General features: G+C 70.3%; 22 protein-coding genes and 1 tRNA gene. 16 read left to right on the top strand and 7 right to left on the bottom strand.

Annotated elements, in window-relative coordinates:
* Positions 1–25 precede the first annotated feature (25 nt).
* On the bottom strand, positions 26–2773 hold the full coding sequence (aceE, locus tag ACIHEJ_RS11140; protein WP_400134152.1) for a pyruvate dehydrogenase (acetyl-transferring), homodimeric type: 2748 nt from the start codon (positions 2771–2773) through the stop codon (positions 26–28).
* Between the two features lie 405 nt (positions 2774–3178).
* On the opposite strand from aceE, the gene ACIHEJ_RS11145 reads away from it, so the two are divergent.
* The 6 genes from ACIHEJ_RS11145 (at position 3179) to ACIHEJ_RS11170 (ending at position 7724) form a co-directional block, all read left to right on the top strand.
* Positions 3179–3616 carry a DUF3052 domain-containing protein gene (locus ACIHEJ_RS11145; RefSeq protein ID WP_400134154.1) on the top strand — a complete coding sequence of 146 codons (438 nt, stop codon included), beginning with the start codon at positions 3179–3181 and terminating at the stop codon, positions 3614–3616.
* A 128-nt stretch (positions 3617–3744) separates the two neighbouring features.
* The gene (locus ACIHEJ_RS11150) at positions 3745–4203 is read left to right on the top strand and encodes a peroxiredoxin (protein ID WP_366015831.1); all 459 of its coding nucleotides are present in this window, start codon (positions 3745–3747) and stop codon (positions 4201–4203) included.
* Positions 4204–4340: 137 nt separating this feature from the next.
* A complete protein-coding gene (locus tag ACIHEJ_RS11155) occupies positions 4341–4916 on the top strand; it encodes a calcium homeostasis/redox stress adaptation protein (protein ID WP_366015830.1) in 576 nt (191 codons plus the stop codon).
* Positions 4917–5019: 103 nt separating this feature from the next.
* Positions 5020–5598, top strand: a complete 579-nt coding sequence (locus tag ACIHEJ_RS11160; protein ID WP_400134156.1) for a TerD family protein — start codon at positions 5020–5022, stop codon at positions 5596–5598.
* Positions 5599–5752: 154 nt separating this feature from the next.
* The gene (locus tag ACIHEJ_RS11165) at positions 5753–6889 is read left to right on the top strand and encodes a DUF475 domain-containing protein (RefSeq protein ID WP_400134158.1); all 1137 of its coding nucleotides are present in this window, start codon (positions 5753–5755) and stop codon (positions 6887–6889) included.
* Positions 6890–6986: 97 nt separating this feature from the next.
* Positions 6987–7724, top strand: coding sequence for a Tellurium resistance (locus ACIHEJ_RS11170; RefSeq protein ID WP_400134160.1), 738 nt, complete (start codon positions 6987–6989; stop codon positions 7722–7724).
* 13 nt (positions 7725–7737) lie between these two features.
* On the opposite strand, the gene ACIHEJ_RS11175 is transcribed toward ACIHEJ_RS11170, so the two are convergent.
* Complete coding sequence (locus tag ACIHEJ_RS11175) at positions 7738–8529, bottom strand: TerD family protein (protein WP_400134162.1); 792 nt, start codon at positions 8527–8529, stop codon at positions 7738–7740.
* A 205-nt stretch (positions 8530–8734) separates the two neighbouring features.
* Between ACIHEJ_RS11175 and ACIHEJ_RS11180 the strand changes: the two genes are divergently transcribed.
* Genes ACIHEJ_RS11180 through ACIHEJ_RS11190 form a run of 3 tightly spaced genes read left to right on the top strand, consistent with a single transcriptional unit; the run spans position 8735 to position 13223 of the window.
* Complete coding sequence (locus ACIHEJ_RS11180) at positions 8735–9901, top strand: HpcH/HpaI aldolase/citrate lyase family protein (protein WP_400134164.1); 1167 nt, start codon at positions 8735–8737, stop codon at positions 9899–9901.
* A gap of 44 nt (positions 9902–9945) precedes the next feature.
* Positions 9946–12399 carry a phosphoribosyltransferase gene (locus ACIHEJ_RS11185; RefSeq protein ID WP_400134166.1) on the top strand — a complete coding sequence of 818 codons (2454 nt, stop codon included), beginning with the start codon at positions 9946–9948 and terminating at the stop codon, positions 12397–12399.
* Positions 12399–13223 carry an HAD family hydrolase gene (locus ACIHEJ_RS11190; protein ID WP_400134167.1) on the top strand — a complete coding sequence of 275 codons (825 nt, stop codon included), beginning with the start codon at positions 12399–12401 and terminating at the stop codon, positions 13221–13223. Before ACIHEJ_RS11185 ends, ACIHEJ_RS11190 begins: the two co-directional genes overlap by 1 nt.
* Here the strand turns inward: ACIHEJ_RS11190 and ACIHEJ_RS11195 are convergent.
* Entirely contained in the window at positions 13220–13438 is a 219-nt protein-coding gene (locus ACIHEJ_RS11195) for a zinc ribbon domain-containing protein (RefSeq protein ID WP_400134169.1), read from the bottom strand. The genes ACIHEJ_RS11190 and ACIHEJ_RS11195 overlap by 4 nt on opposite strands.
* 294 nt (positions 13439–13732) lie before the next feature.
* Here ACIHEJ_RS11195 and ACIHEJ_RS11200 point away from each other — a divergent pair, with 294 nt between their 5' ends.
* The 3 genes from ACIHEJ_RS11200 to ACIHEJ_RS11210 all read left to right on the top strand — a co-directional run bounded on the left by ACIHEJ_RS11200 (position 13733) and on the right by ACIHEJ_RS11210 (position 18458).
* Positions 13733–15823: a transglycosylase domain-containing protein gene (locus tag ACIHEJ_RS11200; RefSeq protein WP_400135128.1), complete on the top strand. Its 2091-nt coding sequence runs from the start codon at positions 13733–13735 to the stop codon at positions 15821–15823.
* Positions 15824–15872: 49 nt separating this feature from the next.
* Entirely contained in the window at positions 15873–17168 is a 1296-nt protein-coding gene (locus ACIHEJ_RS11205; protein WP_400134171.1) for a hypothetical protein, read from the top strand.
* A 186-nt stretch (positions 17169–17354) separates the two neighbouring features.
* Positions 17355–18458 (top strand): amidase domain-containing protein, encoded by a 1104-nt coding sequence (locus ACIHEJ_RS11210; RefSeq protein WP_400134173.1) that lies wholly within the window; start codon positions 17355–17357, stop codon positions 18456–18458.
* A gap of 49 nt (positions 18459–18507) precedes the next feature.
* Here the strand turns inward: ACIHEJ_RS11210 and ACIHEJ_RS11215 are convergent, their stop codons facing one another.
* Together ACIHEJ_RS11215 and ACIHEJ_RS11220 are read right to left on the bottom strand one after the other, a co-directional pair.
* Entirely contained in the window at positions 18508–19110 is a 603-nt protein-coding gene (locus tag ACIHEJ_RS11215; protein WP_400134175.1) for a DUF4383 domain-containing protein, read from the bottom strand.
* Positions 19111–19229: 119 nt separating this feature from the next.
* Positions 19230–20630: a hypothetical protein gene (locus ACIHEJ_RS11220; protein ID WP_400134177.1), complete on the bottom strand. Its 1401-nt coding sequence runs from the start codon at positions 20628–20630 to the stop codon at positions 19230–19232.
* 377 nt (positions 20631–21007) lie between these two features.
* On the opposite strand from ACIHEJ_RS11220, the gene ACIHEJ_RS11225 reads away from it, so the two are divergent.
* Positions 21008–21079: transfer RNA gene (locus ACIHEJ_RS11225), tRNA-Val, on the top strand.
* Between the two features lie 54 nt (positions 21080–21133).
* Here the strand turns inward: ACIHEJ_RS11225 and ACIHEJ_RS11230 are convergent.
* Together ACIHEJ_RS11230 and ACIHEJ_RS11235 are read right to left on the bottom strand one after the other, a co-directional pair.
* The gene (locus ACIHEJ_RS11230) at positions 21134–21478 is read right to left on the bottom strand and encodes a hypothetical protein (RefSeq protein ID WP_400134178.1); all 345 of its coding nucleotides are present in this window, start codon (positions 21476–21478) and stop codon (positions 21134–21136) included.
* Between the two features lie 89 nt (positions 21479–21567).
* Positions 21568–22467 (bottom strand): ketopantoate reductase family protein, encoded by a 900-nt coding sequence (locus ACIHEJ_RS11235; protein ID WP_400134180.1) that lies wholly within the window; start codon positions 22465–22467, stop codon positions 21568–21570.
* Positions 22468–22559: 92 nt separating this feature from the next.
* Here ACIHEJ_RS11235 and ACIHEJ_RS11240 point away from each other — a divergent pair, with 92 nt between their 5' ends.
* The 3 genes from ACIHEJ_RS11240 (at position 22560) to ACIHEJ_RS11250 (ending at position 24161) form a co-directional block, all read left to right on the top strand.
* Complete coding sequence (locus ACIHEJ_RS11240; RefSeq protein WP_400134181.1) at positions 22560–22793, top strand: DUF2277 domain-containing protein; 234 nt, start codon at positions 22560–22562, stop codon at positions 22791–22793.
* Between the two features lie 140 nt (positions 22794–22933).
* The gene (locus ACIHEJ_RS11245; protein ID WP_400134182.1) at positions 22934–23389 is read left to right on the top strand and encodes a DoxX family protein; all 456 of its coding nucleotides are present in this window, start codon (positions 22934–22936) and stop codon (positions 23387–23389) included.
* A 157-nt stretch (positions 23390–23546) separates the two neighbouring features.
* Complete coding sequence (locus ACIHEJ_RS11250; protein ID WP_400134184.1) at positions 23547–24161, top strand: DedA family protein; 615 nt, start codon at positions 23547–23549, stop codon at positions 24159–24161.
* The last annotated feature ends 19 nt before the right edge of the window (positions 24162–24180 follow it).

Raw genomic sequence — 24180 nt, forward strand, 5'->3', positions numbered from 1 at the left:
CACCCGTTCCTGCCGGGCGCAGCGCCTACGCGTCGCCGCCCGCGGCGCCCGGGTCCGCCGCCGACACGTCCAGCAGCTGGTACCGGTCGACGGCCTGCTTCAGCACGGACCGGTCGACCTTGCCCTCGCGCGCCAGCTCGGTCAGCACCGCCACCACGATCGACTGCGCGTCGATGTGGAAGAACCGCCGCGCCGCGCCCCGGGTGTCCGCGAAGCCGAAGCCGTCCGCGCCCAGCGACTGGTACGTCCCCGGGACCCACCGCGCGATCTGGTCGGGAACCGACCGCATCCAGTCGGACACCGCCACGAACGGACCCTCGGCACCGCTCAGCTTCCGCGTCACGTACGGCACCCGCTGCTCCTCCTCCGGGTGCAGCAGGTTGTGCTCCTCGCACGCCACCGCCTCGCGCCGCAGCTCGTTCCAGGAGGTCGCGGACCACACGTCCGCCTTCACGTCCCACTCCGCCGCGAGGAGCCGCTGCGCCTCGAGCGCCCACGGCACCGCCACGCCCGACGCCATGATCTGCGCCGGGATCGAGCCGTCCGTGCCCTCGCTGAGCTTGTGGACGCCCTTGAGGATGCCCTCGACGTCCACGTTCGCCGGCTCGGCCGGATGCTGGATGGGCTCGTTGTAGACGGTCAGGTAGTAGAAGACGTCCTCGCCGTGCGGGTGCTCGGCGTCGCCGCCGTACATGCGGCGCAGGCCGTCCTGCACGATGTGCGCGATCTCGTACCCGTACGCCGGGTCGTACGCCACGCAGGCCGGGTTGGTCGAGGCCAGCAGCTGCGAGTGGCCGTCCGCGTGCTGCAGACCCTCACCCGTCAGGGTGGTACGGCCGGCGGTCGCACCCAGTACGAAACCGCGCGCCAGCTGGTCGGCCATCTGCCAGAACTGATCACCCGTGCGCTGGAAACCGAACATCGAGTAGAAGACGTACACCGGGATCAGCGGCTCGCCGTGCGTGGCGTAGGCCGAGCCGGCCGCGATCAGCGAGGCCGTGCAGCCCGCCTCGGAGATGCCGTCGTGCAGCATCTGGCCGGTCGGCGACTCCTTGTACGCCAGCAGCAGATCGCGGTCCACGGCCTCGTACTGCTGGCCGAGCGGGTTGTAGATCTTCGCACTCGGGAAGAACGAGTCCATGCCGAACGTGCGGTACTCGTCCGGCGCGATCAGCACGAACCGCTTGCCGATCTCCTTGTCCCGCATGAGGTCCTTGAGGAGCCGGACGAACGCCATCGTCGTCGCGATGGACTGCTGGCCCGAGCCCTTCTTCACCGTCGCGTACGTCTTGTCGTCCGGCAGCGCGAGCGGCTTCGAGCGCACGACGCGCGTCGGGACGTACCCGCCGCACGCCTTGCGCATGTCGTGCATGTACTGGATCTCCTCCGTGTGCCGTCCGGGGTGGTAGTACGGCGGCGCGCCGGACTCCAGCTCCTTGTCGGAGATCGGCAGGTGGAGGCGGTCCCGGAAGCGCTTGAGGTCGTCGACCGTCAGCTTCTTCATCTGGTGCGTGGCGTTGCGGCCCTCGAAGTTGGGGCCCAGCGTCCAGCCCTTGACCGTCTTGGCCAGGATGACCGTCGGCTGGCCCCGGTGCTCCAGGGCCGCCTTGTAGGCCGCGTAGATCTTCCGGTGGTCGTGACCGCCGCGGCCCAGCATCAGGATCTGGTGGTCGGTCATGTTCTCGACCATCGCGCGCAGCCGCACGTCGTCGCCGAAGAAGTGCTCCCGGATGTACGCGCCGGACTCGGTGGCGTACGTCTGGAACTGGCCGTCCGGCGTGGTGTTCATCTTGTTGACCAGCACGCCGTCCCGGTCCTGCGCGAGCAGCGGGTCCCAGGTGCGGTCCCAGATCAGCTTGATCACGTTCCAGCCGGCGCCCCGGAAGATCGACTCCAGCTCCTGAATGATCTTGCCGTTGCCGCGCACCGGGCCGTCCAGCCGCTGCAGGTTGCAGTTGACCACGAAGGTCAGGTTGTCCAGGCCCTCGCGGGCGGCGATGGACAGCTGGCCGAGCGACTCCGGCTCGTCCATCTCCCCGTCGCCGAGGAACGCCCACACGTGCGACCTGGAGGTGTCGGCGATGCCGCGTGCCTCCATGTAGCGGTTCATCCGCGCCTGGAAGATCGCGCCCAGCGGGCCGAGGCCCATGGAGACCGTCGGGAACTCCCAGAAGTCCGGCATGGAGCGCGGGTGCGGGTAGCTGGACAGGCCGTCGGGGTACTTCGACTTCTCCTGGCGGAAGCCGTCGAGCTGGTTCCCGGTGAGCCGGTCGAGCAGGTACGCGCGCGCGTAGATGCCAGGGGAGGCGTGGCCCTGGAAGAAGACCTGGTCGCCGCCGTCGCCCTCGTCCTTGCCGCGGAAGAAGTGGTTGAAGCCCACGTCGTACAGCGAGGCGGAGGAGGCGAAGGTGGCGATGTGGCCGCCGACCCCGATGCCGGGGCGCTGCGCGCGCGAGACCATCACGGCCGCGTTCCAGCGGGTCGCGTTCAGGATCCTGCGCTCGATCTCCTCGTTGCCGGGGAAGAACGGCTCGGCCTTGGTGGGGATCGTGTTGACGTAGTCCGTGCTGCGCATCTCGGGCACGGCCACGCGCCGCTCGCGGGCCCGCTCGATCAGCCGGAGCATGAGATAGCGGGCCCGCTCCCGGCCGCGCTCGTCCACGGCGGCGTCGAGGGAGTCGAGCCACTCCTTGGTCTCTTCGGGATCGAAGTCAGGAACCTGACTCGGAAGGCCGCCAATGATGATCGGGTTGCGATCGGATCCGGAAGCCACGCTGTTCCTTACCTGTCAGAGGGCCGATTTTCTTACTCGTGCCTACACCGTTCCCCATCGTGTACCTCGGGAAGGCGTACGTCATCTCCTCGGTGCCGCATCGGTGTCCCATAGGTCAAAACGCAACGATACGCCCGAGGTGTGATGTGATCGGCAAAGTTGTTCGAGGGGCGTGACGGCGGATGATTCCGGAAGGTGCAAACCGGGCGCATCGGTGTGATGCGGGTTGCGGGGTAACGGGATACGGTGCCAGGAGTTGCGGCGACACGGCCCGGATCGTCACCGTTTCGGCGGTCCGGACGGCCGGGTACTTGCGCGATCCGCCCCGCCCGTGTGGACTACGGCCAATGCTTCGCGCACGCGCGTGGCTGAGATATTCACCAAGACATGATCAGGAGGCAACCCGTGAGCGCGACCGCGGACCACGCGGAGGAGCGGACGAACCCTGCCGCCAGGCTGGGGTTCCAGCCCGGGCAGGTGGTCCAGGAGATCGGCTACGACGACGACGTCGACCAGGAGCTCCGCGAGGCCATCGAGGAAGCCATCGAGGGTGACCTCATGGACGAGGACTACGACGACGTGGCCGACGCCGTTGTGCTGTGGTTCCGTGACGACGACGGCGACCTGACGGATGCGCTGGTGGATGCCACCACGTACATCGAAGAGGGCGGTACCATCCTGCTCCTCACGCCGAAGACCGGCCGTCCGGGATACGTGGAGCCCAGCGACATCCAGGACGCCGCGAAGACGGCCGGCCTGACGGCGTCCAAGAGCGTCAGCGTGGGCAAGGACTGGAGCGGCAGCCGGCTGGCGACGCCGAAGGCGGCCAAGTCCAAGAAGTGACCGCGAACGCCGGACGGGCCGGGCCTGGCCCCGGCCCGTCCGGACGTCCCCGGTGATCGCTGCGTAGGGTGGACCCCAGCGTTTGCTGTGCCCTCACCCCGACAGCCCACCGAAAGGGATGTACGACGATGGCGATCCAGGTCGGCGACAAGGCCCCCGACTTCGAGCTCAAGGACAACCACGGCCGCACCGTGAAGCTCTCCGACTTCCGCGGCGAGAAGAACGTCGTCCTGCTCTTCTACCCCTTCGCCTTCACCGGTGTCTGCACCGGCGAGCTGTGCGAGCTGCGCGACAACCTGCCGAAGTTCGCGGACCGCGACACCCAGCTGCTCGCCGTCTCCAACGACTCCATCCACAGCCTGCGCGTCTTCGCCGAGCAGGAGGGCCTCGAGTACCCGCTGCTGAGCGACTTCTGGCCGCACGGCAACGTCAGCCGCGCCTACGGCGTCTTCGACGAGGACAAGGGCTGCGCCGTCCGGGGCACCTTCGTCATCGACAAGGAGGGCGTCGTGCGGTGGACCGTGGTCAACGGCCTGCCGGACGCGCGCGACCTGAACGACTACGTGAAGGCGCTCGACACCCTGTAGGCCGAGCGTGGCCGACACCGGTGAATCTCCGGGTCCAGGGTCTGCGGGGGGCGGGAACCCGTCACTAGGATCGGCACGTTGATCCCATATCCGTAGCACGACGGGGCTCTCGCCCCTGGACACCACATGGAGGACCCGTGGGAGTCAGCCTCAGCAAGGGCGGCAACGTATCGCTGACGAAGGAGGCCCCGGGCCTGACCGCCGTCATCGTCGGCCTGGGGTGGGACGTACGCACCACGACCGGCACCGACTTCGACCTCGACGCCAGCGCGCTGCTGCTGAACAGCTCCGGCAAGGTCGCGAGCGACCAGCACTTCGTCTTCTTCAACAACCTCAAGAGCCCCGACGGCTCAGTCGAGCACACCGGTGACAACATCACCGGTGAGGGCGAGGGCGACGACGAACAGATCAAGATCAACCTGGCCGGCGTCCCGGCCGACATCGAGAAGATCGTCTTCCCGGTGTCGATCTACGACGCCGAGAACCGCCAGCAGTCCTTCGGTCAGGTCCGCAACGCGTTCATCCGCGTCGTGAACCAGGCGGGCGAGCAGGAGATCGCCCGCTACGACCTCAGCGAGGACGCCTCCACCGAGACCGCCATGGTCTTCGGCGAGCTGTACCGGCACGGGGCGGAGTGGAAGTTCCGCGCCATCGGCCAGGGCTACGCCTCGGGCCTGCGCGGCATCGCCCAGGACTTCGGCGTCAACGTCTGATCCCGGCAGGGTCACGACACCTGCACCATCCGGCGCCGCACCGTTTACGGGCGGCGCCGGACGCGCAGGACAACCAGGGAAGCACCACTAGGGGAGGACCATCATGGGCGTCACGCTCGCCAAGGGAGGCAACGTCTCCCTCTCCAAGGCCGCGCCGAATCTCACCAACGTCATGGTCGGGCTCGGCTGGGACGCGCGTTCCACCACCGGCGCCCCCTTCGACCTGGACGCCAGCGCCCTGCTGTGCGGCGCGGGCAACCGGGTCCTGGGCGACGAGTGGTTCGTCTTCTACAACCAGCTCAAGAGCCCCGACGGCTCCGTCGAGCACACCGGCGACAACCTCACCGGCGAGGGCGAGGGCGACGACGAGTCGATCCTGGTGGACCTCGCCAAGGTGCCCGCCCACTGCGAGAAGATCGTCTTCCCTGTCTCCATCCACATGGCGGACGAGCGCGGCCAGACCTTCGGCCAGGTCTCGAACGCCTTCATCCGCGTGGTCAACCAGGCCGACGGCCAGGAGCTGGCCCGCTACGACCTGAGCGAGGACGCCTCCACCGAGACCGCCATGATCTTCGGCGAGCTCTACCGCTACCAGGGCGAGTGGAAGTTCCGCGCCGTCGGCCAGGGGTACGCGTCGGGTCTGCGGGGCATCGCCCTCGACTTCGGGGTGAACGTCTCCTAGCGAGCACCCTCCCCACGGGCCTGCGATGTGGCTTTTCCGTGAGGGCTGCCCTCGGCGGTACCGCCGGCCGGGCGCACCTCTACACTCGTGGTCAACGTTTAGCAAAGCCGAGTACGGCGCGGGGGAGCCCCGTACACACACGATTGGGTAGCCAGTGCTTCTGAAAACCTTCGGCTGGTCGTTCGCGATCACCGCGCTCGGCCTGGTCGCCGCGGTCTTCTACGGGGGGTGGGAGGCCTTCGGCGTCGTGGCGATCCTCGCCATCCTCGAGATCTCGCTGTCGTTCGACAACGCGGTGGTCAACGCCGGAATCCTGAAGAAGATGAACGCCTTCTGGCAGAAGATCTTCCTCACGGTCGGCGTCCTCATCGCGGTCTTCGGCATGCGGCTGGTCTTCCCGGTCGTCATCGTGGCCCTCACCGCCAAGCTCAACCCCGTGGACGCGGTCCACCTCGCCTTCAGCGACAAGGACCGCTACCAGCAGCTGGTCACCGACGCCCACCCGGCGATCGCCGCCTTCGGCGGCATGTTCCTGCTGATGATCTTCCTCGACTTCATCTTCGAGGACCGCGACATCCAGTGGCTGCGCTGGATCGAGCGCCCCCTGGCCAAGCTCGGCAAGGTCGACATGCTCGCGGTCTGCATCGCGCTGATCGTCCTGCTCATCACCTCCTTCACCTTCGCCACCCACGCCCACCAGCACGGCGGCGCCCACGTCGACAAGGCCCAGACGGTCCTGATCGCCGGCATCGCCGGCCTGATCACCTACATGATCGTCGGTGGTCTGTCCGGTTACTTCGAGGACCGGCTGGAGGAAGAGGAGGAACGCGAGCACGAGGAGGAGGAAGAGGCCGCCCGCACCGGCAAGCAGAAGTCGCCTGTGCTGCTGGCGGGCCAGGCCGCGTTCTTCATGTTCCTCTACCTCGAGGTCCTGGACGCGTCCTTCTCCTTCGACGGGGTGATCGGCGCCTTCGCCATCACCAACGACATCGTGATGATGGCCCTCGGCCTCGGCATCGGCGCCATGTACGTCCGGTCGCTGACCGTGTACCTGGTCCGCCAGGGCACCCTCGACGACTACGTCTACCTGGAGCACGGCGCCCACTACGCCATCGGCGCCCTGGCCGTGATCCTCATGGTCACCATCCAGTACGAGATCAACGAGGTCATCACCGGCCTCGTCGGCGTCGTCCTGATCGCCCTCTCCTTCTGGTCCTCCGTGCGCCGCAACCGCGCGATGGCGGCGGCCGGGGACGGCGGCGAGAAGGCCGAGGTCTCCACCGGGGTGTGACACCCCGGCCGGTGAGGAACGCTCTGAGCGGGGCGGCCGACGTCGTCGGCCGCCCCGACGGCGTCCGGACGAGCTAGCGTGTACCTGGGGGGCGGGAATGGGTTTCTTCGACGGGCTGCGGGGCGGGCGTGCCGCCGACTTCGACTCCGGCAGCGCCTCGAGCAACGCGATCGAACTGACCAGGCGGCACCAGCAGGTGTCGCTGACCAGGCAGGACGCGGCCACCGGCCATCTGCGCGTCAACCTCACCTGGCGGATGCGCACCTCCGACTTCGACGGCAACCAGCGCACCAGCCTCTTCCGGCACCCCTTCAAGGCCCTGAAGCCACCGGAGGTCCTCGGACACGGCCAGAGCATGGTCAACGTCGACCTCGACCTCGGCTGCCTGTACGAGCTCAGCGACGGCACCAAGGGTGTCGTCCAGCCCCTCGGCGGCTACCTGGGCGACATCAACGTACCGCCGTACATCAAACTCAGCGGCGACGACCGCTTCGGCTCCGCCTCGGGCGAGACGATGTACGTCAACCTCGACCACCGGGACGCGATCAAACGCCTGCTGGTCTTCGTGTACATCTACGACCAGACACCCGCCTTCGACCGCACCCACGCGATCGTCACCCTGTACCCGAGCAACGGCCCCCGCATCGAGATAGGCCTCGACGAACGGCACCCGCAGGCCCGCTCCTGCGCGGTCGTGATGATCGAGAACGTGAAGGGCGAACTGGTCGTCCGCCGCGAGGTGAAGTTCGTCTACGGCTTCCAGGGCGAACTGGACCGGCTGTACGGGTGGGGCCTGCAGTGGGGGCGGGGCTACAAGACGAAGGCGGAGCGCTGAGGCGCTCCACCGCTCACCGCCCGATGAACTGCGGCCCCTGTGGCGGCAGCCGGAAGTCCGGGTCCGGAGCCGCCGGCACCGGCACGGGCACCGGCTGCGGATAGCCGTACGCGGGCTGCTGCGACGAGGTCGGCTGCGGATAGCCGTACCCCGGCTGCGGATACCCGTACGCCGGCTGCTGCGGCACCGCCGACGTCGGCTGCTCGGGCGGCAGCGGATGCGCGGGGCCCGTGTCCGACAGGACCAGCCCGTCCTCCGCCTCCGACTCGTCCACCGAGATGCCGAAGTCGGTGGCGAGCCCCTTCAGCCCGTTCGAATAACCCTCACCGAGCGCGCGGAACTTCCAGCCCTCCCCGCGCCGGTACAGCTCACCGCAGATCATCGCCGTCTCGGCGCCCGTCTCCGGCTTGATGTCGAACCGGGCCAGCGGCTCTCCCTCGGCGACCGCCGCGTCGTACAGCACGATGCCGAGCCCCGGCACCCGGTCGAAGGTGACGCCGTCCGCGGAGGCGACCAGCAGAATCCGTCCGACCTCCGCCTCGACCCCGGTCAGGTCCGACTGGATCGTGTCGGTCAGCCCCTCGGCGATGCGCTTCTTGCCCAGCCGCCACACCTTCCCCGACGGGTGACGGGGCTGGTTGTAGAAGACGAAGTCCTCGTCGGAGCGCACACGGCCGTCCGGACCCAGCAGCAGCGCCGAGGCGTCCACGTCCGGAACCCCCTGCCCGGGCGACCAGCGCAGCACGGCGCGTACCGTGGTGGCCTCCAGCGGGACGTTCGATCCCTTCACCATCGCGTGCGTCATGCGGTCATCCTGCCCTCTCGGTCCTGGCCACGACAATGCGGGGGGTGTGGCGCCGACGCCGACGACACGGGCGAGTTACCGGAAATTCATGCCCACAGGGAACTCCCGACATGGATCCCTACGTACTATTACCGGCCACCCTTGACCGATCCATCACCGAACTCAGCACCGCACACTGACTCGGCTCGCACCCTGAGGGAGTCCTATGCGTCATTTCGGGCACATCGCCCCCGAAGTGCGGCAGCGCCTCTTCCACCGGGAGCCGTGCGCGTTCACCGCCGACGCCCCGGCCCGGCTGCTCGCCGCGGCCCTGGGCGCCACGCTGTACAGCCCGGCCACCCGGCCGCGGCTCGCCGACGACATCGTCAGACAGGCCGGCAGCGGCGTGGTCTCGATGGTGCTGTGCCTGGAGGACTCCATCAGCGACGCGGAGGTCGGGGCGGGCGAGGAGAACCTCGTCCGGCAGTTCGCGGACCTCGGCTCCCGGCCGGGGGTGGAGCCGCCCCTGCTCTTCATCCGGGTCCGCGCCCCCGAGCAGATACCCGACCTCGTACGACGCCTCGGCCCCTCCGTGCGGCTGCTGTCCGGCTTCGTCCTGCCCAAGTTCACCGAGGAACGCGGCATCCCCTTCCTGGAGGCCCTGACGGTCGCCGAGGCCGAGAGCGGGCGCCGGCTGTTCGCCATGCCCGTCCTGGAGTCCCCGGAGCTGCTCTACCGCGAGTCCCGCGTGGACACCCTGGAGGGCATCTTCCGCGCGGTCGACAAGTACCGCGACCGCGTGCTCGCCCTCCGTCTCGGCGTCACCGACTTCTGCTCCTCCTACGGCCTGCGCCGCGCCCCCGACATGACCGCCTACGACGTCCAGGTCGTCGCCTCCGTGATCGCCGACGTGGTGAACATGCTGGGCCGCGCCGACGGCACCGGATTCACCGTGACCGGGCCCGTCTGGGAGTACTTCCGGGTCTCCGAGCGCATGTTCAAGCCACAGTTGCGGCAGAGCCCCTTCCTCGAGGTGCAGGCCGTCGAGCTGCGCGAGAAGCTCATCGAACACGCCATGGACGGACTGCTGCGGGAGATCTCGCTCGACCAGGCCAACGGCCTGCTCGGCAAGACGTGCATCCACCCCTCCCACGTCCTGCCCGTGCACGCGCTGTCCGTGGTCAGCCACGAGGAGTACAGCGACGCCCAGGACATCCTGCGGCCCGAAAGAGGCGGCGGGGGTGTACTCCGGTCGGCCTACACGAACAAGATGAACGAGGTGAAGCCGCACCGCGCCTGGGCCGAGCGGACCCTGCTGCGCGCCGAGGTCTTCGGCGTCGCCCACGAGGACGTCGGTTTCGTGGAGCTGCTCGCCGCCGGGATACCCGGCTGAAACCGGTGATTCTTCCGAACACCGCCATATCGTCCAAGGAACGCATGAACAACGCAGTGAACGACGGGGTCTGGTCCGGCAGCTGGGTCGCCGAGCGGCTCGGGGTCGAACTCGTGGGCGACGACTGCCTGCCGACCCTGCTGGGGCTCGCTCTGCGCCGCAACCCCAGGCGGGCCCATCTGCTGGTGTCGAACGTGCTGGGCAAGCATGTCCCGCAGTCGCCGGCGGTGGTCTACGAACACGGCTGCCGCCTGGGCCGGGAGGTCGCCGCGCTGCTCGGTGCTCAGGCCGGTGCCGCCGTCGTCCTGGGCTACGCGGAGACCGCGACCGGGCTGGGCCACGCGGTCGCCGACGGGCTCGGCACGGCGCCGTACCTGCACTCCACGCGGCGGCCGGTGCCCGGGGTCGCCCGTGCGGGGGGCTTCGAGGAGTCGCACTCGCACGCCACGTCGCATCTGCTGCTGCCGGAGGACCCCGGGCTGCTGGCCGGGGACGGTCCGCTGGTGCTCGTCGACGACGAGTTCTCCACCGGTAACACCGTGCTGAACACCATCCGTGACCTGCATGAGCGCTATCCGCGACGGCGGTACGTGGTGGTCGCTCTGGTGGACATGCGTTCGCCCGAGGACGTGGACCGGCTGGAGCGGTTCGCCGGCGAGATCGGGGCGCGGGTGGATCTGGTCGCCGGTGCGTCCGGGGTCGTACGACTGCCGGAGGGGGTGCTGGAGAAGGGGCGGGAACTGGTGGCCCGGCACGAGTCCGCCGGGACACGGTCCGCCGGGGCGGAGCCCCGCGCCTCGGGGGAGCACCGGCCCGGGCGGATAGACCTCCACTGGCCTGCTCGTCTGCCCGACGGCGGCCGTCACGGCTTCACCCCCGCCCACCGGGCCCGCCTCGAAGCCGCGCTGCCCGCCATGGCGGCCCGCGTACGCGACGCCCTGCCCGCCGGCGCCCGCCGCGTCCTCGTGCTCGGCTTCGAGGAGCTGATGTACGCCCCGCTGCGTCTCGCCCGCGAGCTGGAGCAGGGTCTCGACGCCGAGGTGCGGTTCTCCACCACCACCCGCTCACCCGTCCTCGCGGTCGACGACCCCGGCTACGCCATCCGCAGCCGCCTGGTCTTCCCCGCCCACGACGACCCGGCCGACGGCCCCGGTGAGCGGTACGCCTACAACGTCGCGGGCGCCGGCTTCGACGCCGTCGTCGCCGTGGTCGACTCCGTCGCCGACACGCCCGCCCTGCACGCGCCCGACGGCCTGCTGGCCCGCCTCGCGGCGCACGTCCCGCACGTCCTCCTCGCGGTCGTCCCCGCGTATGTCCCGCACGTTCCCGAAAGGCCGGCCATGCTGCCCGAGCCCCTCCGCGGCCCCGCATTCTCCAGTTACGCGCCCGAGGAGGTCGGCTGGCTGCTGCAGGACCTCTCCGACGTCACCCTGGAGGCACCGACCGAGGAGCGGGAGGAGGCCATCCAGAGCGGCGGCGCCCACTACGCCGAGTCGCTGCCCGTGGAGTACCAGCCCAGCGCGCAGTACCAGGAGCTGTTCCACACGGCCCTGGACGCCTCGGCCGCACGGATCGCCCACGCGGTCGGCGTCGTCACCGAGACCGTGATCGGCGAGCGGTCACCCCGTCCGGTCCTCGTCTCGCTCGCCCGCGCCGGCACCCCCGTCGGCGTTCTCATGCGCCGCTGGGCGCAGTTCCGGCACGGGCTCGACCTTCCGCACTACGCCGTGTCGATCGTGCGCGGCCGGGGTATCGACGCCAACGCGCTGCGCTGGCTCGCCGCCCACCACGACCCGCGGGACGTCGTCTTCGTCGACGGCTGGACCGGCAAGGGCGCCATCACCCGCGAACTCGCCGAGGCCATCGAGGAGTTCGAGGCCGAGGAGGGCATCGCCGGCTTCGACCCGGAGATCGCCGTCCTCGCCGACCCCGGTTCCTGCGTGCGCACCTACGGCACCCGCGAGGACTTCCTCATCCCCTCGGCCTGCCTCAACTCGACCGTCTCCGGCCTGATATCCCGTACGGTCCTGCGCGCCGACCTGGTCGGCCCGGACGACTTCCACGGCGCGAAGTTCTACCGCGAACTCGCCGGCGCCGATGTCTCGGTGGCCTTCCTCGACGCCGTCTCCGCCCGCTTCGCCGAGGTCGCCGACACCGTCGACACCGCCGTCAAGGAGCTGCTCGCCGAGGACCGCACCCCGACCTGGGCGGGCTGGCGGGCAGTGGAGCGGATCAGCGAGGAGTACGGCATCCACGACGTCAACCTCGTCAAGCCCGGCGTCGGCGAGACCACCCGTGTGCTGCTGCGCCGGGTGCCCTGGAAGATCCTCGCCCGGGCCGGGGCGGGCGCCGACCTCGACCACGTCCGGCTGCTCGCCGAGCAGCGCGGGGTGCCGGTCGAGGAGGTCGGCGAGCTGCCGTACACCTGCGTGGGGCTGATCCACCCCCGGTACACCCGGGGCGCCACGGGCGCCGACGGCAAGGCGGTGAACCTCTGATGCCGGTGCTGGTGGCGAGCGACCTCGACCGCACGCTGATCTACTCCTCGGCGGCCCTCGCGCTGACCATGCCCGACGCGCGGGCGCCCCGGCTGCTCTGCGTCGAGGTCCACGAGAGCAAGCCGCTGTCCTACATGACCGAGACCGCGGCCCAGCTGCTGACCGATCTCGGCGACACGGCCGTCTTCGTGCCGACCACGACCCGCACCCGCAAGCAGTACCAGCGCATCAACCTGCCGGGCCCGCCCCCGGCGTACGCCATCTGCGCCAACGGCGGCCATCTGCTGGTCGACGGGGTCACCGACGCCGACTGGCACGCGAGCGTGCTGGCGCGGCTCGCCGACGAGTGCGCACCGCTGGACGAGGTGTGCGAGCACCTGCTCCGGTCGGCCGACCCGGTGTGGGTGCGCAAGCACCGGGTCGCCGAGGACCTCTTCGCCTATCTGGTCGTCGAGCGCGAGCTGCTGCCCGAGGAGTGGGTGAAGGAGCTGGCGGTGTGGGCGGAGAACCGGGGCTGGACGGTCTCGCTGCAGGGTCGCAAGATCTACGCCGTGCCGAAGCCGCTCACCAAGAGCGCGGCGGTCCGCGAGGTCGCCCGGCGCAGCGGCGCGGAGCTGACCCTGGCGGCCGGTGACTCCCTGCTGGACGCCGACCTGCTGCTGGCCGCCGACCGCGGCTGGCGCCCCGGACACGGCGAGCTGGCCGACACGGACTGGACCGCCCCGGCCGTCACGGCACTGCCGGAGCGGGGCGTGCTGGCCGGGGAGCGGATCGTACGGGAGTTCCTCAGAGCGTCACGGGGCCGGCCTGAGGGGCGCCCCTAACCGCAGCAGCCGCCGCCGCAGCAGCCCCCGCCCCCGCCTGCCGGGGGCGCCGGGGCCGACGCGGCGGCGCTTCCCCCCACCGCCACGGTCGACAGCAGCTTCACGGTGTCGTCGTGCCCGGCAGGGCAGGCCGCAGGGGCGGCGGACTCGGCCATGGGACGGCTCAGTTCGAACGTGTCGCCGCAGGTGCGGCAGCGGTACTCGTAACGAGGCATGGCGCCAGGCTATCCGCCGGGCCTGCGAAACCGGCACCTCAATGTTTCATGAGTGTTGCATTGCACCGGTACGTATGTGCGGGGGATTCGAAAACATCGCTGATAATTTGTGAACGCCGCCGCGAGGATGCTTTGTCCCCCGCGCGAGCAAGACCGAGTGCGGAGGGAGACGCCGTCGTGACCGACGCGTCGCAGGGGGAGGGCCGCCCCCGAGGGGGTGGTCGCGGCGACAAGCCGTTCGACACGGACGAGACGCTGCATCTGAAGGTCGGAGCCGTCCGGGCGGACGAGACGATGCAGCTGCGCGTGCCCCCGCCACCGGAGCCCCCTGCCACCGGCGGCCGTTCCGAGCGCCGGCGCAACGCGCGCCCCTCCGCGCGGGAGCGGACCGTCGCGGCCGTGAGCCGGCTGCTCGCGCCGCTGGCCCCGTACGCCCGCCGGCTCGCCCCCTACGCGCGCCGGCTGAAGCCCGTCTATCCGCGCCCCGGCCGGACCGGCTGGCGCCGCTGGATACCCTCCTGGCGCCAGTGGATCGGCGCCGTCCTGTCCAGCTTCGGGCTGCTCAGCGCCTTCCTGGTCACCGCCTACGCCCTCACCGACATACCGAGCAACCTGAACACGTACGCCACGCAGCAGGACAACGTCTACTTCTGGTCGGACGGCACCCCGATGGCCCGTACGGGATGGGTGCAGCGGCAGGCGATGCCGCTGAAGGACATACCCGAGGACGTCCGCTGGGCGGTGCTGGCGGCGGAGAACGAGAGCTTCTACACCGACCCGGGCATATCCGTCAAAGGCCTCACGCGGGCGCTGTACCGCACCGTGGGCAAGGGGGACACCGAGGGCGGATCCACCATCACCCAGCAGTACGTCAAAAACGTCTACCTCAACCAGAACCAGACCATCAGCCGCAAGTTCACCGAGGCGATGATCTCCCTCAAGCTCGACAACAAGATGAGCAAGGACCAAATCCTCGAGGGCTATCTCAACACCAGCTGGTTCGGCCGCGGCAGCTACGGCATCCAGCGCGCCGCCCAGGCCTACTACGGCAAGGACGTCAGCGAGCTCAACGCCTCCCAGGCGGCCATGCTCGCCAGTCTCCTCAAGGGCGCCGGACTGTACGACCCCACGCTGGGCAAGGCCAACCACCAGCGGGCCGTGGAGCGCTGGAAGTGGATCCTCGACCGCATGGTCAAGATCCACAGGCTGTCCCCGCAGGAACGCGCGAAGTACACGACCTTCCCCGAGCCGCTGAAGAGCAACCCGCTGTACAACACCGGCGCGCAGAGCGACTACCTGGTGGAGCTGGCGTCGAGTTACGCCAAGAAGGCCGCGCACCTGACCGACAAGCAGTTCGACCTCGGCGGCTACCAGATCTACACGACCTTCGACCGCAAGCGGGAGCAGGCGCTCACCGACGCCGTCACCAAGGCCCGCAAGCGGGCCAGGCAGAGCGATCCGCGCGGGGCGAAGAACGGGCACTACGGCGCCGCCTCGGTGGCCACCGACGGCCGGATCCTCGCCGTCTACGGCGGCCCCGACCACCGCACCCAGGGCTACAACGAGTCCAACGCGGCCACCGTCCCGGCCGGCACCGCCTTCCTGCCGTTCGTCTACGCCGCCGGGCTCGAACACGGCGTCCACAAGACGCGCGGCGGACCCGCCACCCCCGTCACCCCGCAGACGCCCTACAACGGCGACGACGGCGTCCCGGTCACCACCCCCGAGGGCCCCTACTGGGACCGCAGCGGCAAGAAGGTCGCCGCGCACAACGACGGCGGGAAGTCCTACGGGCAGATCACCCTGCGCGAGGCCCTCGCCCGGTCGGTCAACACCCCTTTCATGCAGCTCGGCATGGACACCGGCCTGGAGAACGTGCGCCGGACCGCCGAGGCGTCCGGACTGCTGTCCGACAGCATGGGCCCCCAGGTGCCCGCCCTGTCGCTCGGCACCTCGACCCCCAGCGCCATCCGTATGGCGAGCGGGTACGCCACCTTCGCCGCCGGCGGCACGCACACGGAGCCGTACTCCGTGCGCCGGATCACCCGCAACGGCGCCCCGGTCGCCCTCGACACCCCGCACCCCCGGCGTGCGGTCGGCGCCCAGGTGGCCCAGGAGGTCGAGGAGGCGCTCACCGACTCCTTCCGCACCGCCCGCCCGGCCACCGCCGCCACCAGACCGGGAGTGGCCGGGAAGGCCGGTACCGCGGACAAGGACACCGCCTCCTGGTACGCAGGCACGGCCGACTCCGTGTCGACGGCGGTCGTCGTCTACCGCATGGACCTGGCGAAGTCGCTGCAGCCGCTGCCCCTGGACGGGCTGGCCGGCGGCACGGCGGACAACGTCCCGTACACCCTCTGGTCGGCCGCAATGGGTCTCGGCTGACTCCGGACCCGACAGACTTCCCCTGCCCCTTTCGGAGAATGAGCCGCGCATGTCTCGCAAGAAGCCACCGTCGCGCCGGCGCCGCGCCCCCGGCCGCCGCCTGCCTGCCGCCGCCACCCGCCCGCAGGTCCTGACACTCGCCGCCCTCCTCGTCGTGGCCTCCCTGGTGGCCGGCTTCCTGGCGCTGACCCGCCCGGACCACACCGAGCCGACCGCCTCCGCCGGCAAGAAGGCCAAGGCGTCCGCCCCCAAGCCCGGCCCGACACCCAAGTGGGACGGCAAGACCCACATCCTCGGTGACGGCTCCACCTCCTACACCGGCCCGCAGCAGGGGCAGTTGAAGCCCGTGCCGCTCAAGCCCGGCGAGAAGCCGCCCCAGTTCGTCGTCTTCTCCTGGGACGGCGCCCTGGAGGGCGACGACCACCTCTTCTCGCACTACCGCGAGATGGCCAAGCAGTACGACGCCCACATGACCTTCTTCCTGACCGGCATCTACCTGCTGCCCAAGAGCAAGAAGTCGCTCTACCAGGGCCCGATGCACGAGCCCGGCGACGCCGCCATCGACTACGCCACCGACGAGCACATCCGCACCACCCTGGAGCAGCTCCGCCTGGCCTACCAGCAGGGCAACGAGATCGGCACCCACTTCAACGGCCACTTCTGCGGCAAGAAGGGCGGCGGCGACTGGTCCGTCGCCCAGTGGAAGAGCGAGATCGACCAGTTCTTCAAGTTCGTGGAGAACTGGAAGACCAACACCGGCGACAAGGACGTCCCCGCCCTGCCCTTCGACTTCAAGAAGGAGGTCACCGGCGGCCGCGCCCCCTGCCTGGAGGGCCAGCCCAACCTGCTGAAGGCCATCAAGAGCTACGGCTGGCGCTACGACGCCAGCTCCCCCGGCGACTTCCAGATATGGCCCACGAAGAAGAACGGCATCTGGGACTTCCCGCTGGAGATGCTCCCCTACGAGAACGGCAAGTTCCAGGGCCTGTCCATGGACTTCAACTTCCTCTACAACCAGTCCAACGGCGAGACGAACGGCGACCCGTCGAAGTACGCCCAGTGGCAGCAGATGACCGTCGACTCCTACATGGCCGGATTCAACCGCGTCTATTACGGCAGCCGGGCCCCGCTGTTCATCGGCAACCACTTCGAGGACTGGAACGGCGACATCTACATGAAGGCCATCGACCAGGTCATCCCGCAGATCTGCACCAAAAAGGGCGTCAAGTGCGTGTCCTTCAAGGAACTGGCCGACTGGATGGACGTACAAAAGCCGCAGACCCTCGCAGCGCTGCGCGGCCTCGACCCCGCCCAGTCACCGGACTGGTCCCAGGTCGTCAAGTGACCTACGGTCAGCGTCCGTTCCACTTGTGTAACCCCCTTCACATTCACCACGTGAGGCGTGCAAAGATGCTCCGTCCCGGTAGGTGTACCGGTGAAAAGGGGAACGTCATTGAAATCGAGAAAACTGAGCCATAAGCGGCGCCGCGCGACCATAGTGGGGGCTGCGGCCGCCTCGGTGGTGGCCGGCGTGGCCCTCGCTTCCAACTGGAGCGCGGGAGCAGCGGTCACCAACGACCCGACGGTGGACGCGGCCACCAAGGCGACCTTCCAGCGGCTGGCCGACGCGGTCTTCACCGACCGCACCGAGGCCCTCGTGGACGGGTCCGGCAGCGCCCGGACGCAGCACGCGTCCGGCTTCTCCGGATCCGTCCGCCTGTCCGGCGGACAGACCCGCGCGCAGAGCTCCGCCGTGGGCGAGCTGCGCGAGCGCCGCACCCGCCTCGCCAAGCTCGGCGAGAAGTACAGCGCGGGCAGCACCAAGGTCACGCTCGACGCCACGGAGGTCCACGGCCGGCACGCCAAGGTCGCCGTCACCGAGACCACCTCGCTGAGCTACAAGAAGCCCGCGGCGGGCAGCCCGAAGACCACGGGATTCCAGGCCCACCACGAGCTGACCTTCGACGCCGACCACAACGGGAACTGGCAGCTGACCGGCATCCACGACACGGACGACGGCTACCTCGCCGTCAACCAGGTCGCCACGCCGTCCGTCGCCAAGGCGAAGACCACCGCCGCCGACGACGGCCCGCCGGACGCCCCGCGCGCGGCCACCAGCTACCCCGCCGCGTCCAACCCGAAGAACCTCACCACCGGCGCCTACAACTACAAGGCCATGGTGGCGTACGCGACCAAGTACTGGAGTCACTACAACCCCGACTACCCGGACTACAACGGGGAGGCCGACGGCGGTGACTGCACCAACTTCGTCAGCCAGTCCCTGAAGGCGGGCGGCTGGAAGCACGTGCCCGGCTACACGAACGACTTCCACAAGTGGTTCGGCAACGCCGACATCCAGTCCGACTCGTTCGTCGGGGTCAACGAGTTCTCCTGGTTCGCCCTGTCCTCCAAACGCGTCACGCCGCTCGCCAACGTCTTCCAGGCGGACCTCGGCGACGTGATCCAGATGGACTTCAACCGGGACGGGTCCAAGGACCACTCGATGATCGTCACCAACCGCGACCGCTACGGCGTGCCGTACGTGACGTACCACTCCACCAACACCTACAACAGGTCGGTGGCCAGCCTCGTCGCGTCGTACCCGCGGGCGTACTTCTACGCCTACCGCACCTGATCCCAGCGGTCCGCCCGGGCGCGGGCGCCCGGGCGGACCGCAGGACGGCTCACTCCTTCCCGCGCAACTTGTCCGCCCCCGGCAGCGGCATGCTCACCGTCGTGGTCCCGGACGCGTGGTCGGGCGACGGGGGCTCACCACTGTCCCCGGGATGCCGGGTCCGCCAGTACGGATTGTCGTGCGGCAAGGCCGAGCCGACCCGGCCGTACATGCCGAAGGTCATCAGCAGCAGACCCACGACGAAGCTGAAGAGCACGTTCTGCATCTTGAACGCCAGGAAGTTCTGCGGAGTGTCCAGCAGACCGAGGAACAGAAAGCCGTTCAGCAGGAACAGCACCCCGAGGACCATGTTCAGCGTCGACGCGAAGTTCCCGCCGATCACCATGCCCGCCAGCAGCAGCGCGCCGATGCAGATCGACAGCACACTGAGCGTGCCGTTGGTGTTCAGCCCCGCGGCCGAGTTCCCGCCGGTGTCGAAGAAGCCGATGTGGTTGATCAGGCCGAGGATGCCGAAGGCGACCAGGAACGCCCCGATCAGACCCGCACCGACCCGGTAGACCCGGTTGAGCCGGTGATCGACGGGCAGATGGTCGTCCAACTGCGTCCGCCGCCGTCCCTCGGCTTTCCTCTCGTGCACTGCGTGTGTGGCCATGTCCGCCTCCCTCGGGCGCTAGCGGAGGCCATCCGTCCACTTCAATATCCGCCTGCCCGCACCCACCCGGCAACACGCACGGCACCCGGCACCCGGCACCCACCCGGAGAACACGCAGCTCAGTGCCCGCCCCCACGCTCCTCGCGAATCTCCGTCACCACCCGAGCGGCCGTCCGGCGCACCGCCTCCGTCTCGGTCAGGAAGTGCCAGAAGTCCGGGTGCCGGCCCTCCAACGAGCCGACCGCCCGCTCCAGCCGGGCCACCGCCTCGTCCAACGGCCGCGCGTGCCGCGGATCCGGCGCCGTACGCCCCGTCATCGCCAGCCGCTGCGCGTCCCGGATCGCGAACCGCGTCCGCTCCACCTCACGCTGCGGATCCTTCTGCACCTCGTTCAGCCGCCGCAGCCGCTCCCCGGCGGCCGACACGGCCTCGTCCGTGGCGTTCAGCAGCGCCCGCACCGTCGACAGCAGCGAGGTGGCGTCCGGCCAGCGCTGGGCCTCCCGGGCGGCCTGCGCCTCGCCCAGCTTCAGCTCGGCCTGCCGGACGTTCTCCCCGGCCTGCTCCGGCACCCGCTGCAGGTCCTGCCAGCAGGCCGCGGAGAACCGCCGCCGCAACTCGCTCAGCACCGGCTCCACCTGACCGGCCCGCGTCGTCAGCGCCTGCGCCCGGGTCCGCAGGGAGACCAGCCGGTGATCGATCTCGGCCGCCCGCTCCGGCAACCGCTCGGCCTCGGCCCGGATCGCCGCAGCCTCCCGCTGCACCCGCTCCGCCCGCTCCAGCGTCTGCTCCACCCCGTGCTGCCCCGCACCCTGATTGAGCCGCGTCAGCTCGGGCGACAGAGCGGCCAGCCGCCCCGCGAGATCATCCGCCCTCAGCCCCTTCCCCCGTACGGCGTCCAGGGCGTTGCTCGCCGCCAGCAGCGCCTGCCGCGCCCGCTCCACCGCGGGCGCCAGCCGGGCCAACTGCGTCTCCGCCTTGCCCAGCAGCGGCCCCAGCGAACTGCCGAAACGGTCCAGCTCCTGCTTGACCCGCACCAGCTCGTCCTTGGCCGCGGTCAGCTCCGCACGCGCCCGCGAGGCCACGGCGGCCTCCAGATCGTCCCGGTCGAGATCATGGGCGTCCACCGCCTGGATGTACCGCTGACTGACCTCGTCGATCCGGCGCCCCAGCGCCTCGAAATCGGACACGGCACGCCCGGCGGCGGGGGAGTCGTCCACCGCCGTGATCGTCTCGATGGAGATCCGCATGTCCCGCTGCGCGGTGTCCAGCTCGTAGAACGCGGCGGCCGCCGCGTCCTTGGCGGCCTGCGCCTCCGCCCGCTGACTCTCCGCCCGCCCCCCGAACCAGCGCCGGGTGCCCCCACCGGCGAACGCACCGGACAGCGCGACCGCGGCCAGTACCGGCAGGCTCATGAGAGTGAGGGTGTCCCGCAGGCCGGAGGAGACCGCGGACCCGCGCCGGGCCGCTGCGGTCGACGGCGGGTACGGCTGCGAAGGTGGCGTGCCCGGTGTCGCCGTCACATCCCTCTCCCGTGCTGTGGATCGCCCTGGGTGGAGTCATTCTCCCACCCGTTGAGGACGAACACACGAGCCGGTCAGTTCGCCCTGCGCACCGTCACTTTCCCGTTCGACGGGCCGGCGGTCACCCGGTGCGGACCGACGTCACGCTGCGGCACACCCTCACGTGGTACCCGGCGCGGGACAGGTGACCGCCACCGCGCCGTTGTCGCTGTGGACGGTCACGCGGTCGGGTGGGGCACGGAGTTGGTGGTCCACCGGGCCGATGCCGGCATCGGCCCGCACCCTGCGCGAGGTGACGTCCCCGCAAGGGTTTGCGGTGCACCGGCCCGGGCAAGGTAGGCTGTCCACTCGACCTGGGCGCGTCGCCCGGGTGTTCCGGGTGCGTAGCTCAGGGGTAGAGCGCCTGCCTTACAAGCAGGATGTCGGCGGTTCGAAACCGTCCGCGCCCACCGGTCGGCCCCTCGGAGATGTCTCCGGGGGGCCGTATCTGTTCGGTGGGCCGGTCACTCCTTTTCTTCCGCCCGCTCCTCATGGGCGTGCTTCAGTTTCGTGCGGGCCTCCACGCGGTCCGCCGCCGCGACCTCGGCCCAGAAGCGGTGGGTGCTGACGAAGACCGCGAGCTCGTGTTCGCGGCGGCGCAGCTTCTCCACCTCGGCCTGCTCGTCCGCCGTCCAGCCGGGGGACGCGGGCCGCTCCACCTTGCGCCAGCCGGTGTCGTCGCTGAAGCCGTCCATCGGCTCGACGGACCAGGGAAGCCGTTTGAGCAGGGCCGACAGCTCGGCCCGGACCTGATGCAGCTCCTCCTGGCCGGCGAGGAGGTCACTGGGGAATCCATAGGTCGTAGCCACGCGGCAATGCTACGCCTGTTCGATTTTGGGTGGCGAGTTCGGTCGTGAGGTTCAGTCGAATGTGTTTATCGAGCTGGTGTTCGGGAGGCTCAGTGGCCGGCCGCGTGGAGGTCCGCCACCAGGCGTGCCGTCACCGGGGCCGGTACGCCGTGTCGCTCGGCCGCGCGCAGCAGGGCTCCGCCGATCGCGTCGAGTTCGAGCGGGCGGCCCGCCTCGGCGTCGCGCTGCATGGACGACTTCGCGCCGGGCGGGAAGGCGTCGTAGCGGGCCAGGGCCTGCGCCGGGTCGGCGGGGGCGCCGCAGGCCCGGCTGACCGCGGCGGTCTCGGCGACCAGTGCCTCGAGTTCCTCGCGGTGGCGGGTGCGGGCCTCGCCGAGCGGAAGGCCGTAGCGGGTGGTGAGCAGCGCGAACGGGGCGAGGAACGCCATCTTGGCCCAGAGTGCCGCCGTCTCGCCCTCGACCACGCGGGCCGTGACACCGGCGTGCGTGAGGGTGCCGGCCAGCGTGTCGAGGCGGGCGCGGGGCACGCCGTCGCCGGCGAGGTCGATCTCCGTGAACGGGCTGCCGTGTTCGATCAGGCCGGGGGAGACCCGCGTGGACTCCACGCGGATCACCGCCGGGGCGACGCGGTCGGGGCGGTGGCGGGCGCGGAGGGCCGCGGGGTGGTCGACGCCGTTGAGGAGGGGCACGAGGAGGGCGTCGCCGGTCGCGGCGGGCGGGATGCGGTTCAGCGCGGCGTCGAGCGCGGTGTGCTTGACGGCGATCAGGCAGGCGTCCACCGGTTCGCGCAGTTCGGTCTCCGCCTCCACGGGCGCGGTGAACTCGCCGAACTGTGCGCTGCGGACGGTGATCCCGGTGCGGCGCAGGGTCTCGGCCGTGCCCTCCCGGGCGAGGCAGATGACCCGGTGGCCGGATCGGGAGAGGAGAGCGGCGAGGAGGCCGCCCGTGCCGCCGGGGCCGAGGATGGCCACGGTCTGTTCGGTCGCCATGAGGCTGTCCTTTCGACGGTCGGCCCCGGGAGTCGGTGGCCGCCTTCCGCGTGATCATCCCAGAGGCGTGCGGTCCGCGTGAGACTGGGGACATGTGCCGGAGTATCAAGACGTTGCGTCCGCCCGTGCTGCCCGGTGAGGCCACGGACGAGGACATTCGCGCCGCCGCCCTGCAGTACGTACGGAAGGTGTCGGGCTTCCGCGCCCCCGCCGCCCATAATCGCGAGGCCTTCGAGCGTGCCGTGGACGCCGTGGCGCAGGTGACGGCGGAGCTGCTCGGAAGTCTGGAGGTGCGGGGGCGGCCGGTGCGGGACCGCTCGGTGTGAACCATGGCCAGAACTTGAACTTGCAAGCACTGATTAGGTTCACCTAACCTGATCCTCCGTTCGGTACCGCCGCCCCCACGACCGGCCACCCCTTGCGTCCCCGGCCGGCCCGACCGACACCGAAGAGGAAAGGTCCCTCCATGTCCGCTCGTCTCCACGCCGCTCAGCCCTATGTCCTCGGGCTCTTCCGCATCGTCGTCGGCCTGCTCTTCGCCGTGCACGGTGCCGCCTCCCTCTTCGGTGTCCTCGGCGGCGCCGCGGGCACCCAGGGCGGCACGATCCCGTCCGGCACCTGGCCGGGCTGGTACGCGGCCGTGATCCAGCTGGTCGCCGGCGGCCTGGTGCTGCTCGGCCTCGGCACCCGCGGGGCCGCGCTGGTCGCCTCGGGCTCGATGGCGTTCGCCTACTTCGACGTCCACCAGCAGGCCGCCCTGTGGCCCATCCAGAACGGCGGCGAGCTGTCGGTCCTGTTCTGCTGGGCCTTCCTCCTGCTGGTCTTCACCGGATCCGGCGCCTTCGGCCTCGACCGGCTGATCGGCCGGGGCGCGGTGGCGGACGGCAGGTCCGCGGCCGAGCAGACCCCGATAGCGGCCTGACGCGTTCCTTCGCGGTACGGCGCCCGTCCCCGGTCGAGCGGGGACGGGCGCCGTACCGTTCGTCGGACGCCTGCGCCTCACGAGCCCCGGAGATCTCGTTGTCACACCCCCGGCGTACGCTGTATGGCTGTCAAACGGGGGAGCAACGGGAGTCGTCGTGTTCGAAAGTGTGGGGTCGCTGGCGGCCGGACCATGGATCTATGCCGTGGTGGCCCTGTCGGTGCTGCTCGACGTGTTCCTGCCGGTGCTGCCGAGCGGGGTGCTCGTCATCACGGCCGGTACGGCCGCGGCGGCGGGGTCGGGCGCGGCGGCCGGGCGGGTGCCGCACAACGTGCCGGACATCCTCGTCCTGATCGTGTCCGCGGCGACGGCCTCGGTGCTCGGCGATCTCGTCGCCTACCGGCTGGCCTGGCGGGGCGGGGAGCGGCTGGACCGGGCGATAGCCCGTTCCCGGCGGCTGACCACCGCGCAGGAACGTCTCGGCGAGGCCCTGGTGCGGGGCGGTGGCGCGCTGGTCGTCCTGGCCCGCTTCGCGCCCGCCGGACGTTCGGTCGTCTCCTTCTGTGCGGGTGCCGCCCATCGCCGCGCCCGCGACTTCCTGCCCTGGTCCGCCCTGGCCGGTCTGTCCTGGGCCGCCTACAGCGTGGCCCTCGGCTACTTCGGCGCCCAGTGGCTCGGCGCGACCTGGCTGGCCACGGCCGTCTCGGTGGCCGCACTGTTCGCGGCGGGCGGCGCGGCGGGCTACCTGATGCGCCGTCGGCCGGCTGCCTGAGTTGTTCTCGGCCGGCTGC

It is taken from the genome of Streptomyces sp. NPDC052301 (assembly GCF_044593395.1).
Taxonomy (GTDB): Bacteria; Actinomycetota; Actinomycetes; order Streptomycetales; family Streptomycetaceae; genus Streptomyces.

Bases quoted from the DNA above. Each gene is read 5' to 3' on its own strand.
- ACIHEJ_RS11150 (WP_366015831.1), top strand. From the start codon at position 3,745: ATGGCGATCCAGGTCGGCGACAAGGCCCCCGACTTCGAGCTCAAGGAC.
- ACIHEJ_RS11160 (WP_400134156.1), top strand. From the start codon at position 5,020: ATGGGCGTCACGCTCGCCAAGGGAGGCAACGTCTCCCTCTCCAAGGCC.
- ACIHEJ_RS11170 (WP_400134160.1), top strand. From the start codon at position 6,987: ATGGGTTTCTTCGACGGGCTGCGGGGCGGGCGTGCCGCCGACTTCGAC.
- ACIHEJ_RS11175 (WP_400134162.1), bottom strand. From the start codon at position 8,529: ATGACGCACGCGATGGTGAAGGGATCGAACGTCCCGCTGGAGGCCACC.
- ACIHEJ_RS11180 (WP_400134164.1), top strand. From the start codon at position 8,735: ATGCGTCATTTCGGGCACATCGCCCCCGAAGTGCGGCAGCGCCTCTTC.
- ACIHEJ_RS11185 (WP_400134166.1), top strand. From the start codon at position 9,946: ATGAACAACGCAGTGAACGACGGGGTCTGGTCCGGCAGCTGGGTCGCC.
- ACIHEJ_RS11190 (WP_400134167.1), top strand. From the start codon at position 12,399: ATGCCGGTGCTGGTGGCGAGCGACCTCGACCGCACGCTGATCTACTCC.
- ACIHEJ_RS11195 (WP_400134169.1), bottom strand. From the start codon at position 13,438: ATGCCTCGTTACGAGTACCGCTGCCGCACCTGCGGCGACACGTTCGAA.
- ACIHEJ_RS11200 (WP_400135128.1), top strand. From the start codon at position 13,733: ATGCAGCTGCGCGTGCCCCCGCCACCGGAGCCCCCTGCCACCGGCGGC.
- ACIHEJ_RS11205 (WP_400134171.1), top strand. From the start codon at position 15,873: ATGTCTCGCAAGAAGCCACCGTCGCGCCGGCGCCGCGCCCCCGGCCGC.
- ACIHEJ_RS11215 (WP_400134175.1), bottom strand. From the start codon at position 19,110: ATGGCCACACACGCAGTGCACGAGAGGAAAGCCGAGGGACGGCGGCGG.
- ACIHEJ_RS11235 (WP_400134180.1), bottom strand. From the start codon at position 22,467: ATGGCGACCGAACAGACCGTGGCCATCCTCGGCCCCGGCGGCACGGGC.
- ACIHEJ_RS11240 (WP_400134181.1), top strand. From the start codon at position 22,560: ATGTGCCGGAGTATCAAGACGTTGCGTCCGCCCGTGCTGCCCGGTGAG.
- ACIHEJ_RS11245 (WP_400134182.1), top strand. From the start codon at position 22,934: ATGTCCGCTCGTCTCCACGCCGCTCAGCCCTATGTCCTCGGGCTCTTC.